This window comes from Janthinobacterium sp. MP5059B (assembly GCF_001758645.1).
GTDB classification, from domain to species: Bacteria; Pseudomonadota; Gammaproteobacteria; order Burkholderiales; family Burkholderiaceae_D; genus Janthinobacterium; species Janthinobacterium lividum.
Genome location: NZ_LRHX01000006.1, coordinates 1,101,623 through 1,113,746, shown reverse-complemented (window position 1 = coordinate 1,113,746; position 12,124 = coordinate 1,101,623). Strand labels below are relative to the sequence as shown.

Annotated in this window: 14 protein-coding genes; 4 read left to right on the top strand and 10 right to left on the bottom strand. The window is 61.0% G+C overall.

What is annotated here, in order from left to right:
* Nucleotides 1-45: 45 nt before the first annotated feature.
* From JAB1_RS09570 to JAB1_RS09535, 8 genes are all read right to left on the bottom strand, one after another.
* Complete coding sequence (locus JAB1_RS09570) at nt 46-294, bottom strand: DUF3297 family protein (protein WP_010398340.1); 249 nt, start codon at nt 292-294, stop codon at nt 46-48.
* 131 nt (nt 295-425) lie between these two features.
* On the bottom strand, nt 426-2,198 hold the full coding sequence (locus JAB1_RS09565) for an ABC transporter transmembrane domain-containing protein (RefSeq protein ID WP_070279613.1): 1,773 nt from the start codon (nt 2,196-2,198) through the stop codon (nt 426-428).
* Nucleotides 2,195-2,749 carry a redoxin domain-containing protein gene (locus tag JAB1_RS09560; RefSeq protein ID WP_070279612.1) on the bottom strand — a complete coding sequence of 185 codons (555 nt, stop codon included), beginning with the start codon at nt 2,747-2,749 and terminating at the stop codon, nt 2,195-2,197. The genes JAB1_RS09565 and JAB1_RS09560 overlap by 4 nt, the downstream gene beginning before the upstream one ends.
* Entirely contained in the window at nt 2,749-3,270 is a 522-nt protein-coding gene (locus JAB1_RS09555) for a MauE/DoxX family redox-associated membrane protein (RefSeq protein WP_070279611.1), read from the bottom strand. The genes JAB1_RS09560 and JAB1_RS09555 overlap by 1 nt, the downstream gene beginning before the upstream one ends.
* Nucleotides 3,264-4,130: a hypothetical protein gene (locus tag JAB1_RS09550; RefSeq protein ID WP_070279610.1), complete on the bottom strand. Its 867-nt coding sequence runs from the start codon at nt 4,128-4,130 to the stop codon at nt 3,264-3,266. The genes JAB1_RS09555 and JAB1_RS09550 overlap by 7 nt, the downstream gene beginning before the upstream one ends.
* A complete protein-coding gene (locus JAB1_RS09545) occupies nt 4,112-5,125 on the bottom strand; it encodes an MvdC/MvdD family ATP grasp protein (RefSeq protein ID WP_070279609.1) in 1,014 nt (337 codons plus the stop codon). Before JAB1_RS09545 ends, JAB1_RS09550 begins: the two co-directional genes overlap by 19 nt.
* 68 nt (nt 5,126-5,193) lie before the next feature.
* Nucleotides 5,194-5,379 carry a hypothetical protein gene (locus JAB1_RS09540; protein WP_034786919.1) on the bottom strand — a complete coding sequence of 62 codons (186 nt, stop codon included), beginning with the start codon at nt 5,377-5,379 and terminating at the stop codon, nt 5,194-5,196.
* A gap of 187 nt (nt 5,380-5,566) precedes the next feature.
* Nucleotides 5,567-5,755, bottom strand: a complete 189-nt coding sequence (locus JAB1_RS09535) for a hypothetical protein (RefSeq protein WP_034786916.1) — start codon at nt 5,753-5,755, stop codon at nt 5,567-5,569.
* Between the two features lie 303 nt (nt 5,756-6,058).
* Here JAB1_RS09535 and JAB1_RS09530 point away from each other — a divergent pair, with 303 nt between their 5' ends.
* The 3 genes from JAB1_RS09530 to JAB1_RS09520 all read left to right on the top strand — a co-directional run bounded on the left by JAB1_RS09530 (nt 6,059) and on the right by JAB1_RS09520 (nt 8,330).
* On the top strand, nt 6,059-6,439 hold the full coding sequence (locus JAB1_RS09530) for a hypothetical protein (RefSeq protein WP_052140544.1): 381 nt from the start codon (nt 6,059-6,061) through the stop codon (nt 6,437-6,439).
* A 6-nt stretch (nt 6,440-6,445) separates the two neighbouring features.
* Nucleotides 6,446-6,775, top strand: a complete 330-nt coding sequence (locus tag JAB1_RS09525) for a hypothetical protein (protein ID WP_070279608.1) — start codon at nt 6,446-6,448, stop codon at nt 6,773-6,775.
* Between the two features lie 85 nt (nt 6,776-6,860).
* Nucleotides 6,861-8,330 carry a serine hydrolase domain-containing protein gene (locus tag JAB1_RS09520; RefSeq protein WP_083299648.1) on the top strand — a complete coding sequence of 490 codons (1,470 nt, stop codon included), beginning with the start codon at nt 6,861-6,863 and terminating at the stop codon, nt 8,328-8,330.
* Here the strand turns inward: JAB1_RS09520 and JAB1_RS09515 are convergent.
* A complete protein-coding gene (locus JAB1_RS09515) occupies nt 8,327-8,899 on the bottom strand; it encodes a type 1 glutamine amidotransferase family protein (RefSeq protein ID WP_070279607.1) in 573 nt (190 codons plus the stop codon). The genes JAB1_RS09520 and JAB1_RS09515 overlap by 4 nt on opposite strands.
* Before the next feature lie 377 nt (nt 8,900-9,276).
* Nucleotides 9,277-10,050 (bottom strand): ferredoxin--NADP reductase, encoded by a 774-nt coding sequence (locus tag JAB1_RS09510; RefSeq protein ID WP_034786903.1) that lies wholly within the window; start codon nt 10,048-10,050, stop codon nt 9,277-9,279.
* A gap of 341 nt (nt 10,051-10,391) precedes the next feature.
* Here JAB1_RS09510 and JAB1_RS09500 point away from each other — a divergent pair, with 341 nt between their 5' ends.
* A complete protein-coding gene (locus JAB1_RS09500) occupies nt 10,392-11,930 on the top strand; it encodes a hypothetical protein (protein ID WP_070279605.1) in 1,539 nt (512 codons plus the stop codon).
* The last annotated feature ends 194 nt before the right edge of the window (nt 11,931-12,124 follow it).

Sequence of the window (12,124 nt, the reverse complement as noted above, 5' to 3'; positions counted from 1 at the left end):
AAAAGGCCGATGAAAATCGGCCTCGATGACAACTGAATGTGTTGCTTAACGGTAAAACGCTTCGACTTTGCCCTTCAGCTTGATCTGCAGCGGACGGCCGCGGCGGTCGAGGGATTTGGTGGAAGCGACCTTGATCCAGCGTTCGCTGATGCAATATTCTTCCACGTCAAGACGCTCCTTGTCGTTGAAGCGGATGCCGACGTCGTTCTCGAACACGGCTGCAACGTGGTAAGGGCTGCTAGGGTCGATCGACAGGCGATCGGGCAATGGGGGTAAGGTGGTGGTATCGTTCATGGGCGTAATTATCGCCCAGAATGCCGATCCAGACAACGGGGTGCGCATGCTTATCTGGCTGCGCGCGCCACTTGGCTGGCGCGGCAGCGGATTTTCAGGCAAGTCGGACAGTGCCAGCGCACGCTGCCGCCTTACAGCGTTGCCGCACTAGCATGCAACTGCTGGAATTGCGACAGCTGCTGCTGCATCAGCCGCGCATACTGGCCGCCCGCGCGCAGCAGCTCGGCGTGCGTGCCTTGCTGGCATATCCTGCCCTTGTCCATGACGATGATGCGGTCCGCTTTCACAATGGTGGAAAAGCGGTGGGCGATGATGATGGTGGTGCGTCCCTGCATCAGGGTATCGAGGGCGAGCTGCACCTGCTGTTCGCTGGCGGCGTCGAGCGCGCTGGTGGCTTCGTCCAGGATGAGGATCTTCGGCGCGCGCAGGATGGCGCGGGCGATCGCGATGCGCTGTTTCTGTCCGCCGGACAATTGCACGCCCCGTTCTCCCACCAGGGTCTCGTAGCCGTCAGGAAAAGCTTGAATAAAATCGTGGGCATGCGCCAGACGCGCCGCCGCCAGCATTTCTTCGCGCGTCACCTGGCGGTCTGGCACGGCAAAGGCGATATTGTCCGCGATGCTGCCGGAAAACAGGGCAGGTTCCTGTTCAACCACGGCCATCTGGCGCCGCAGTTGCGTCACGCCCAGCACGTGCGCATCGATGCCGTCGAATTGCAGGCTGCCCCCGTCAAGCTGGTAGTGGCCCAGCACCAGGCTGGCGATGGTGGACTTGCCCGCGCCCGAGGCGCCCACCAGGGCAATTTTTTCGCCCGCCCGTATCGACAGGCTGACGCCGTCGAGGGCCGTGACCTGCGTGCGCTCGGGATACGAAAAGCGCGCGTCGCGCAGCGCGATGTGGCCGGCCAGCGGCGGTTGCGGCGCCGCCTCGGGCACGGCGCGGTGGCTGCGCAGGATCTCGAAGATGCGGTCGGTCGAGCCCATGGTGCGCATCCATGTGTTCCAGAATTCGCTGATGGAACCGGCCGTGTCCGTCACCATGCTGGCATAGATGACAAAGGCCGTCAGCTCGCCCACGCTCAAGCGGCCCTGGCCGATCAGGTGGGCGCCGAAGCACAGGGTGGTCAGCAGAGCAACAAAAGCCAGCAGCCCTTGCGCGCCCTGGAACACGGCCAGCAGCCGCGTGCCGGCCAGGGACACCTCCAGCAGTTGCCGCATGGCTTGCGCATAGCGGGCCATGGCGCCACCCTGCTGGTTGAACGCCTGCACCAGGCGCGCATGGGCAAAGTATTCCTGCGCCACCTTGCCGCTGGCGGCCAGGGTGGCGGAAATGGCCCGCGAACGCTGCCGGTAATTGCTGCCTGATAACTTTCCGAGATACAGGCTGATGGGGATGAACAGGGCCAACGGCAGGCTCAGCATGGGTGACAGATGCAGCAGCATGGCGATGCCGCCGAGAAAAACGCATAGCGAGCGCAGGGCATTGGCCGCGCCGATGGTCAAGCTTTCATGCAGGGCCGACACGTCGGACGTGAGCCGGCTGTTCAGTTCGCCGCCATGGTGCTTGTCGAAGAAGGCGATGGGCTGGTTGATCACCACGTCAAACAGGCGCCGGCGCACCCCCATGACGATCATGTGGCCGCTCGATTGCAGCAAATAGAAGCGCGCGGTCGTGATCAGCGCATACAGCAGGCTGAAGGCCAGCATGGCGGCCACCATGCCCGGCGTGACGCCGCGCCGGGTCAGTTCCGCCACGTTGTCGATGAAATACGCGATGGCTTGTGGAAAGGCCAGCTGCGCACCCACGGTAAGGGCCATGCACACCAGGCCGGCGGCGACGCGCCAGCGCACGGGATACAGCAGGCGCAGGCGTTCAAGATGCGGGCCGACATTCAGATGGCTCATGCGGCGCGCTCCTGTGCCGTCTCGTCAGCCAGTTGCTCGACGAGGGCCAGCCAGTCTTCATCGCCGATCAGGCCGGCAGCTTCCACGCTGCCCTGGTGATTGACGAATACATAGGAAGGCGAGCTCATTAGCGGATTCACGCGCCGGTAGTCGCGCAGCGTCAGCCGTGCCGTGGCCGCCCGCAAGGTGTTGCCGGGCAAAAAGGCGCGCAGGCGGCGGACTGGCTCTTCGCTGATCAGCCACAGGGCCAGGCCTGCCTCCCGCGCCAGCGGCAGCAACTGTTCGATGCCGGCCAGCTTTTCCCCGCATTTCGGACAGCGGCTGGCCAGGAACAGCAGCACGGCTGCCTGGCCGCCGGCGCCCGGCTGGAAATGCGCGCCGCCAGCCAGCGGACGGGCTTGCACGGCAGGCAGGGGCTGGCCCGGCTCCAGCGCCGTGGGCGCGATGCGTTCGCGGCGGCTGGCGCGCAGCACGGCCAGGCTGAGCCAGATATTGCCGGCGAGGGCAAACGCCAGCGCCGCCAGCACCAGTTGCAAGGTCGTGGAATCCATCAGTCTGCCTTTGCCAACGTGGCGATCTCGTGCAGGGAAATCGTGGCCACGCACACGATGGCTGCCAGGCCGGCGGCCAATATGGAGGTGGCGATGGGCAAGGCCGGTTCCTGCGCCAGCGCAAAGTAGGCGCCGTTGATGCCGACCGCCAGCATGTTGCGCAGCAGGTCGTACTGCGACACGGGCCGTGCCGCTTCGCCAAAGCAGCTGCAGCGCACCACGCTGTGCGTGAAGTAGCGGTAAGTCAATATGACGGTGAGCGTGCTGAGCAGCAATAGCGACAGCAGCATCGGTGTGTGGGTACCGCCGGCCAGCAGCCAGCCGGCCAGCAGCAGTTCTGTCATCACCAGGGCTGGCGCAGCGAATTGGGCTGCGGTGGGCGGCATGCCGAACGAGGTGGCCAGGTTGGCGCGAAAGTCTGCGTAGCTGCGCAGCTTGCCCACGCTGGCCGCCAGCAGCAGCAAGGCGATACAGTAGCGCGCGATGTCGGCCAGTAACGCGGCCAGCACGGACGTCAGCATTGTGCGCTCCACACGGGCGCGAAGCCGCCCGGCCGCTGGCGCCGCAGCTGCACGCCGTCGCGCGACGCCAGCAGGGCATCGTTCCACGGCTCGTCGGGCGCGCTGCGCAAGGCGCCGCCTATGCTTGCCTGCAATTGCGTCGAGATGGCCCAGCCCAGCCTTTCGACGTGGATATCGCGCGCCATGTTCAGGCCCAGCTGGGCAAGCTCTTCGCGCGTCAAGGCATAGTTGTGCGAGTGATAACCCGTCACCAGTTGCGCGACGATGGCGCGCCGCGCCTCTTGTGTGGCATCGGGCAATTGCCAGGCCAGTAATTCCTCGCCGATCTGCGCCAGCTCCAGGGTGGTGCGGTAGAAGGCCGTCAGGGAAGGGGGAAAGATGCTGCCGCACAGCAGGGACAGCGATTGCTGGCGCGCCTCGCTGGCATCGACGCCAAACCACTGCTGCGCCATGTCGCCGAACACCTTGATGTCCAGGCTGGACATCGAGCCGCCGTCGGCGCCATCGAGCTGCGGGTCGATGGGTGAGAACAGGGCCAGGTCGCCCGCGATGATCTCGTCCGCGCCCAGGGCCAGCAGGGTGGCGGCCGACTGGCAGTGGAAGGGCACGATAAAGCTCAGGTGGCGCGCATGCTGGCGCAGCAGGATGGCGATGCGGCGCGCCGCGTTGACGATGCCGCCACGGCCGTGCAGCACCACGTCGAGGCGCGCCACAGGGCCGATGCCCTGGCACAGCTCGTACAGGGCGGGGAGCAGTTCCATGTCCAGGTGCGAGGCGGCCAGGACGATGGCCCGGCTGTCGCGCGCCTGTTCCAGTTCGCGCAGCCGGACGGGAATCTGGTTCAAGTCTGGCTGCGGCATACGGCTCCTTCGATCAGGCTTGCGGCCACGCTTTCCAGCATGGGCAAGGCTGGCACCAGTTGTTGTACATACAAGAATTGACCAACAGGATTGTTTTCCAGGAAAACATACTCACCCCCGGGCGTGACGATGAGATCGAGCGCGCCATATTCGAGGCCGTAGCTGTGCACGAAAGCGAGGCAGCGCTGCTGTATTTCCGCTGGCAAGGTGCATGCTTCATAGCGGATGGGGGCCGACATGTCGCGCGAGTCGATGGCCGTGCGCGCATCGTCCTGGGAATACAGGCGCGCGGCAAACAATTGCTTGCCGATCACGGTGATCCGCAGTTCGTATTGCTTGGCGATATATTCCTGGAACTGACAGCTTAGTTCGCTGACGGCGTCCAGGCTATCGAGCATGGCATCGTCGACGATGGTGGTGCCGATGCCGGCGCTGACCCTGTCAACGTCCTCGACCGCTTCGGCGGCCAGGCTGGGCGTCGACATGCTCTTGAAAATGATGGGCCCTTTGATGGCAGCGCGGAAAGCGCGCACGTCGTCGGGCACGTTGGTGATCACGGTGGCGGGCACGCGAAAGCCCATGCGCGCGGCCCGCGCAAGCTGTTCGCCTTTCCATTGGGCGCCGCGCAGGGCCAGCGGATGGCTGAGCCAGTAGCAATCGAGCCCGTACAGTACGCTGAAGATGGCTTGTTCCGTTTCCAGCTGCGCGTAGGCGCGCTCCTGCGGCGTCAGGTCGGCGCTGGCGTAGGCGTAGTCGGCCGCCTTGCGCAGCCAGACGGCGCCCACCTGCTGCAGGTCAAGCCAGTCGCCATCGGGCAAGTGACGCAGGCGCGCGCTGGCGCGGCCGTCGTGCAGGCGCTGGCACAGCTGGTAATCGCGGGGAAAGGCGTCGAGGTCGATACGGAAGGGGGCATGGCCGCGGGCGGCGAGGATGGCTTCGACCAGGTCGGCGTGCAGATCGCCGCTATGGCTGATAATCAAAACCTTTTTGTGCATGTCGTGGGCTTGCGGTAAAGGAAGGTGAAAAAGCCTTGCCGTGGCAAGGCTTTCAGCTGGCGAACGTATCAGCAGAACTCGCCGCCGTCACTCGAACCGATACGCGAATAGCGGTATTGCTCCTCGCTGTCGACAGCCGTGCAGCCGGCCACGGCGACGCCATCGCGTACTTTCCAGAGTGCAGGATGCGCTGGCTTTTCTTCTTCCTTTTTTTCCGCCAGTTTGAATGCGAACAGTTTGGTTTCTTTGTGCATGAGATCCTCTATTAATGGTCGTGTTCCGATTTTTACCGATAAATACTTATTTTAAAAATGGAAACTTTAATTGAAAGGTGTTTGTATATGCATTGCGCGCGGAATAGCCGCGCCGCACGGCGCCAATTTGAATATGGGGGAATATATGAAACCCCCACGCCGGGCGGGGGTTATGACGTGCCGAGTATCAGCAATACTGGCCGCTGTCGTTGGGCTTGAGGCGCGAAGAGTCGCGATATTGATCATGGGTGCCAACGGCGGTGCAGCCGGCCACGGCGACGCCGTCGCGCACCTTCCAGGCGGTGGCGGGCGCTTCCTGTTTTTGTACCTGTTTTTCAGCCAGTTTGAATGCGAACAATTTGGTTTGGTTTTGCATTGTACTATCCTCTTGTGATGGTTAAGTACTGCTTGCGCTGTATGCCATGGTATATGGCCATTCGATATTAGCGCCTGAATAAATAAGCGTCAACTTGAAAATCAATCGTATCCGCGGTTATATTTTTCAAATACTCACCAAATATCACGCGAGCCATTTATGTTATTGCAGTGCGATAAATAATAAGCGCGGCACTTTAATTAATCGGCACGGTGCTCAATTATTGATGGCAAACGGATCGAGCATTCCCGCGGCGACGCACTATAATGGCGCCTGTTGAATGGATAAGGCACGACGTACTCTATGGAAATGGCCATCACAGACAGCCTGCGGCAGCTGGCATACGCGCAGGCCGCCGCCTTCGTGCAGACGCTGGACGGGCGCGATCCTGTTGCACTGCAGCGCGACTGGGGCTTGTCGCCGGGCGTGGCCGACGAGATCATCGAGATGCTCGACAGTTATTTTGCGGCTAGCCAGACATTGTCCCTGGCGCCGCTGGCGCAAGCCTTCGTGCCGGGCAAGGGTGGCCGTCCCGCCGTCGATGTGTATGCCACCGACGCCGGACCGCTGGGCCTGGAATGCCTGCTGCTGGCCGACGGCAAGCCGGGCGAAGCGACCTTGCACCTGGAAATGTCCGGCCACGACGGCGCGCTGCGCCTGCACTACCACTACATCGGATCCTGAAACACCATGACTGAACTGATCAGCGAAACACAACGGCGCATCTGCGACAAATTCGGCTTGCCGGCCCAAGCGCCCGAGCCCATGGTGGCCCTGGCCATCGCCAGCCTGGCGCAGTCGCCCATCTACGGCACGCGCATCGCGCTGCCGGAAAACGGCACCATCAGCTGGTTCATCCATTGCGGTGAGCACGACGATGCCAGCGGCTTTTACCAACCCCTGCATGCGGAACACCTGCACGAACTGCTGCCGCAGGTGGTCGATTACCTGGCCTTGCCCAGTGGCGCCAAGTTCATTCTCGACCGGGAAGGGTATGAAGACGTGTGGCTGGAAGAGTAACTTTCTGAACGGCAAGATTGTCGTTGACGTTGATAAATAGGTATGGGATGCTGCGGTTCCGTTTTCTCCTGTCGAAAGCCACATCTTGAACCCACGTCTCCCGTCTGTCCTGCTCCTCGTGGCGCTTGCCGCCGTCCCCGTTGGCGCCGTAGCTGCCACTGCCGCCAGCCAGCCGAAGGTGTCCAATGCGGAACAGGAGATTGCCGCCTTCGTGCGCAGCGAAATGCAGGAGCGCCAGATTCCGGGGCTGCAACTGGCCGTGATACAGCGTGGCAAGGTCGTACTGGCGCGCAATTTTGGACTGTCCAGCCTGCAATACCAGGTGCCGGTGACGGACGCCAGCCTGTTTTCCATCAATTCGGCAACTAAAGCGTTTGCCGGCGTGGCCGTCATGCAACTGGTGCAGCAGGGCAAGATCGACCTGGCCGCGCCTATCGGCCAGTATCTGACGGGCTTGCCTTCAGCATGGCAAGCCGTGACGGTGACGCAATTGCTCAACCATACCTCGGGTTTGCCCGATGTGCTGGACCAGCGCAGCGGCAAACTGGTGGGGCCGCAGCCGGACGACGCCGATGCGGCGTGGACAGCCGTGCAGGCGCTGCCCGTGGAAGCCAAGCCTGGCGAGCGCTACCGCTACAACCAGACCAATTACGTGTTGCTGGCGCAATTGATCGAGCGGCAAGGCGGCCAGCCTTTTACCGCCTTCGTCCAGCGCGGGCAGTTTGACGTGGCGGGCATGCCGCACAGCGGCTTTGGCGACGCGAAGGACGTGGTCGTCAACAAGGCCAGTTCCTACGTGCTGGACAGGGGTGGCAAGGGCTACCGCAACGTGATCGAAGACTTTCCCGTGTTCATGCGCGCCGGCGCCGGCATCAACAGCAATGCGGGCGAACTGGCGAACTGGCTCATCGCGCTGCAGTCGGGGCGCCTGCTGGCGTCCGCCAGCGTGGAACGGCTGTGGCAGCCGACCAGCTTGAATGATGGCAAGCCGGCGCCGTGGGCGCTGGGCTGGCCCACCATCGGCCGCGATGGACACCGTGCCGTGGCCGGCATCGGCGGCGCCCGCTCAGCCTTTTATGTGTATCCGAACGATGGCCTGGCCGTCGTTATCCTGAGCAACCTGGCCGGCGCCCAGCCGGAACAGCTGATCGATACCGTCGCCGGCTTTTATCTTCCCGCCCTGCGCCAGCAGCGCGGCGGCGCGTATGCCGCGCACCTGCTGCGCAACAAAGCGGCCAGCGCTGGTTTCGATGGACTGGACAAGAAACTGGCGGCCATCCGGCGCCAGCATGGGCTCTCTGCGCCCACCGACGATGACTTGAATGCCTGGGGCTACCGTCTGCTGCGGCGGCAGCAGCCGAAACAGGCGGTGGCCGTCTTCCAGCTCGGCGTGCAACTGTACCCGCAAGGGGCAAATGGCCACGACAGCCTGGCCGAAGCATACGAGGCGGACGGCGCCAAGGCGCTGGCCATCACGCATTACCGCCGTTCGCTGGAACTGGATCCGGGCAACACGCACGCCGTGGCGCGCCTGCGCGTGCTGGATGCCAACTAGCGCACTGCCTGGTCTGCCTTGCCGTGCATGGCCAAGTAAGCCGCCAGGTTGTCATCAGCTATGCCCAGGGCGCGCAAGACCTCGGCCGTAAAGCTGACGGGCGCCGTGCCGGGCGCCGTGATGACGCGCTGGTCGGCCACGGCCCACGGCACATCCTGGTACAGGGCGGCGCCCGCATAGCCGGTATCCTTCAGGTTGTCGGCGGAATTGGAGGTGTGACGCACAGTGTCGAGCACGCCCGCCTGCGCCAGCACGCGCGTGCCGTCGCAAATGCCGGCCAGCACGATATTCCTGTCGCGGGCCGCGCGCAGCAAGGGGGAGAGGTCGGGCGCCTTGCCGCTTTGCCAGTGGCTGCCGCCACATACCATCAGCAAATCGAGTTCATCGAGCACAATATCTTCCAGCGCCAGTTGCGGCGTGACCAGCATGCCGCCGGACGAGGTGACGGGCAAGCCGCCTGGCGTGGCGAACTGCGTGTAAAAGCCGTAGTACAGGCGCGCCGTGGAATTGATCAGGGCGGTTTCCCAATCGGCAAAGTTCTCGGTCAGAATGGTGATGGCACGTGTCATGAAAAGTCCTGTCGCAGGTGGAGATATCGATAGTACAGGCTGGCTAGCCTGCTGGTGCCGAAAGCATAATGAAAAGCACTGACAATTTCTGTCAGGAGCGAGCGTGACTGATGCGCCGCCATCAGGGGCCGTGTTTATTTTGGCATGCGGCCGAATCCCAATGCGGTTTTACAGGCCACGTTTGCGACAGATCAAGCAAGGTCAAGACCGACCGTGCGGCCTCGCTGCTGTTCGTTTCCGGCCATGACAGGAAGCCTTTACGTCCTTGCAGCGCTTCATGAATGGATTGCGGTAGCCGCCGCCAATGAAAAGGCCCGGCGCCGCCGCAGGAAGCGGCGGGGCCGGGCCCCTGGGGTATTGCGGATGACTTTTGCGGATTACTTCTCGGCGAACGCGCGCTCGACAACGAAGTCGCCTGGCGTCGAGGTATTGCCTTCCTTGAAGCCACGCGCTTCCAGCATTTCTTTCAGGTCGCGCAGCATGTCCGAGCTGCCGCAGATCATCACGCGGTCTTCGGCAGGGTTCAGTGCCGGCACGCCCAGATCTTCGGCCAGCTTGCCGTTTTCGATCAGTTCGGTGATGCGGCCCATGTTGCGGAAGTCTTCGCGCGTCACGGTAGGGTAGTAGCGCAGCTTGTCGCTGACCATTTCGCCCAGGAACTCATGCTGCGGCAGATGCTCTTCCAGCAAGTCGTGGTAAGCCAATTCATCGACCTGGCGCACGCCGTGCACGAGGATCAGCTGGTCGAAGCGCTCGTAGATGTCCGGATCGCGCACGATGCTGAGGAAAGGCGCCAGGCCCGTGCCCGTCGACAGCATGTACAGGCGCTTGCCTGGCAGCAGGTAGTCGGACACCAGGGTGCCCGTCGGCTTGCGGCCGACGATGACCGTGTCGCCCACTTGCAAGTGCTGCAAGCGCGACGTCAATGGACCGCCCGGCACCTTGATGCTGAAAAATTCCAGGTGGTCTTCATAATTGGCGCTGGCGATACTATAGGCACGCAGCAAGGGCTTGCCATCGACGCGCAGGCCGATCATGGTGAAATGGCCATTCGAGAAACGCAGCGACGGGTCGCGCGTGGTGGTAAAGGAGAACAGGGTATCCGTCCAGTGGTGCACGCTTAAAACGCGCTCTTCATTCATCGAACTCATAGTATTTGTTGGCTGGTCAAAAAAATGGTTAGTTGCTGGCAACTGCTGGCAAAAGTGAAACCCTGTGTAGGCCCAGACGCTATTGTACCGGCCTCCACACGAAATTGTTACCGTCTATCGCCGCCATTGCTGCCGCAAGCGGTGCCAACATTATAGTGCGGTTGGCAAGATTGGGCTGAAATACCCCTTGAAACAGGCGGGTGACAGGCAGAGTCTTGACCTGGCTCAGTTTTCTGGCGCCCAGGCGGAACTCCGCCGCCCATGCCAATCTTGCAAATTTATTGACTTCAGGAAAGATGGTTGCATTATAATATCTAAACGTCAATACACCGCCTAATATTATGACACTGGATGAAGAGAAGCAAATAGCCGAAATTAAAAAGCTCAGGATTGAACGCCTGAAAACCATCAGTGGTTTATGTGCCGGTCTGAGCTCTACTTTTGGCCTGGTTGCCGTCTTTATCTATTGTTTCTTCGTGATTGGTTTTTTTCCATCCGGGTTAAGTGTTGGCGATACATTATTCTTTATTTTTGTCATGCTGGCTTTTTCCTGTATCGGTGCCTTATCGGTCATCATGGGGTTCTTGCCTTTTGTTCCGTGGGCTACACAAAAAATACTCCCATCCGGGAAGTTAAAGAGTACCGCATACCTGCTTGGTCTTTGGCTGCTTTCCCTGCTGCTGGTTATGGTTTTCTTTGAGGCTTTGAACAACGGCGCCGGCTCCGCCAGTCGATGCCAATTTGTCGTGTCAAGTATCGTAGCAGTGGTTCTCATTGGCGTGTACTGGTACCTGGCTCGCAAATTGACGGAAGATGGCTGGTTTGCCGTTGCCTACGTTATGCCATTGATTGCTTCCACGTCCATGCTGGGATATATTGCCGCCCTAAACAAGCCTGATGCGGGCAGTGGAGTTTTTAACTTCCTGGCAATACCCTTGGTGTTGCTATTTTCAGGAATGTTTTTAAGTCTTGGCGTGGCGATGTTTTCCACATTCATGCCGCTTCCGCCCCCCATTCCGCCCGTTCCACCCGTTCCGCCCGGCCCCGCCACGGCCAACCTCAGCGCCAGCTCCCGGAGCGCTTTTGCCAGTATTTCAGTGGGAATCCTGTTTGCCTATATTCCATTGCTGGCAGGCCAGCATAGTTTTAATTATGTGATGAGTGGCCTCGGGTTGCGCTCCGATGCCGTATTGATCGTCAATAAAACGAATTTCGCCACGATGCAAGCTGCAGCCGATGCCAAGGGGGTGTTGCTGCATAGTTGCAAAATGGATGGCGACAGCTTTTCGATCAGTAATGTCCGGGTTCTGTGGCATGGGGTTGGCCTGCGCAGCTATATCGAACTGAAAGGGACTGCTGCCGCCGATACAACAGATACGCGTATTGAGTTGGATAGCGCCGGCGTCAAGGTTTCAAGAGGGGGAAAAGAGGCAGTTTGCCAGGAGCTGAAAAACGGGATCTATTTCAGCTCTGGAAAAGAGACGTTCGAAGAAGGGCAGTGGGCTATTTCAAAATCGTACGTCGATAAATTCATGCCGCAGGCAAAAAAAGGCGAAGAGAAAAAAGTAGTTATCGTGGGCTTTGCCGACCCGATGCCTCGCGAAAAAGAGGGTAATTTCGTTTTGGCGCACAAAAGAGCATGCACCGTGTTCCATCAACTGCTACGCGACAAATCGATCAGCGAGGCGGATGCATTGATTGACATACGCCTGGATCGCGACGGCATCAGCGGCTGCGGCGAGATGAAGGACTCGCTCAAGCAACGCGCATGTTTTGAGCAAGGCCGCCGTGTCGAACTTCAGGTTCTGACAGGCGCGGGGAAAGTTTCGCGTGCCGGTACTGCCGATGCGAAAACGGCTTGCGGCGCGCCAGCACATTGACGCTTGGCGAGAGGCGTTTTTGTTGCGCATGCCGCTCCCAGATCAACGATTTGAAAGTTAGTTGAAGCGGGCGGCGTGGCGTGGCGGGGCCGCGTCAGCCTTGCGTGTATGATATTGCCGAACAGAATTGTTGGGCATCTGTCATCTTGCGGGCGCGCTTCTTGTGCCTACCGGCCCATGAATCTGCGTGCACG

Coding starts and splice junctions, on each gene's coding strand:
- JAB1_RS09530 (WP_052140544.1), top strand. CDS start 6,059: ATGGAAATGGCCATCACAGACAGCCTGCGGCAGCTGGCATACGCGCAG.
- JAB1_RS09500 (WP_070279605.1), top strand. CDS start 10,392: ATGACACTGGATGAAGAGAAGCAAATAGCCGAAATTAAAAAGCTCAGG.
- JAB1_RS09555 (WP_070279611.1), bottom strand. CDS start 3,270: ATGCTGACGTCCGTGCTGGCCGCGTTACTGGCCGACATCGCGCGCTAC.
- JAB1_RS09545 (WP_070279609.1), bottom strand. CDS start 5,125: ATGCACAAAAAGGTTTTGATTATCAGCCATAGCGGCGATCTGCACGCC.
- JAB1_RS09550 (WP_070279610.1), bottom strand. CDS start 4,130: ATGCCGCAGCCAGACTTGAACCAGATTCCCGTCCGGCTGCGCGAACTG.
- JAB1_RS09525 (WP_070279608.1), top strand. CDS start 6,446: ATGACTGAACTGATCAGCGAAACACAACGGCGCATCTGCGACAAATTC.
- JAB1_RS09570 (WP_010398340.1), bottom strand. CDS start 294: ATGAACGATACCACCACCTTACCCCCATTGCCCGATCGCCTGTCGATC.
- JAB1_RS09540 (WP_034786919.1), bottom strand. CDS start 5,379: ATGCACAAAGAAACCAAACTGTTCGCATTCAAACTGGCGGAAAAAAAG.
- JAB1_RS09510 (WP_034786903.1), bottom strand. CDS start 10,050: ATGAGTTCGATGAATGAAGAGCGCGTTTTAAGCGTGCACCACTGGACG.
- JAB1_RS09535 (WP_034786916.1), bottom strand. CDS start 5,755: ATGCAAAACCAAACCAAATTGTTCGCATTCAAACTGGCTGAAAAACAG.
- JAB1_RS09515 (WP_070279607.1), bottom strand. CDS start 8,899: ATGACACGTGCCATCACCATTCTGACCGAGAACTTTGCCGATTGGGAA.
- JAB1_RS09565 (WP_070279613.1), bottom strand. CDS start 2,198: ATGAGCCATCTGAATGTCGGCCCGCATCTTGAACGCCTGCGCCTGCTG.
- JAB1_RS09560 (WP_070279612.1), bottom strand. CDS start 2,749: ATGGATTCCACGACCTTGCAACTGGTGCTGGCGGCGCTGGCGTTTGCC.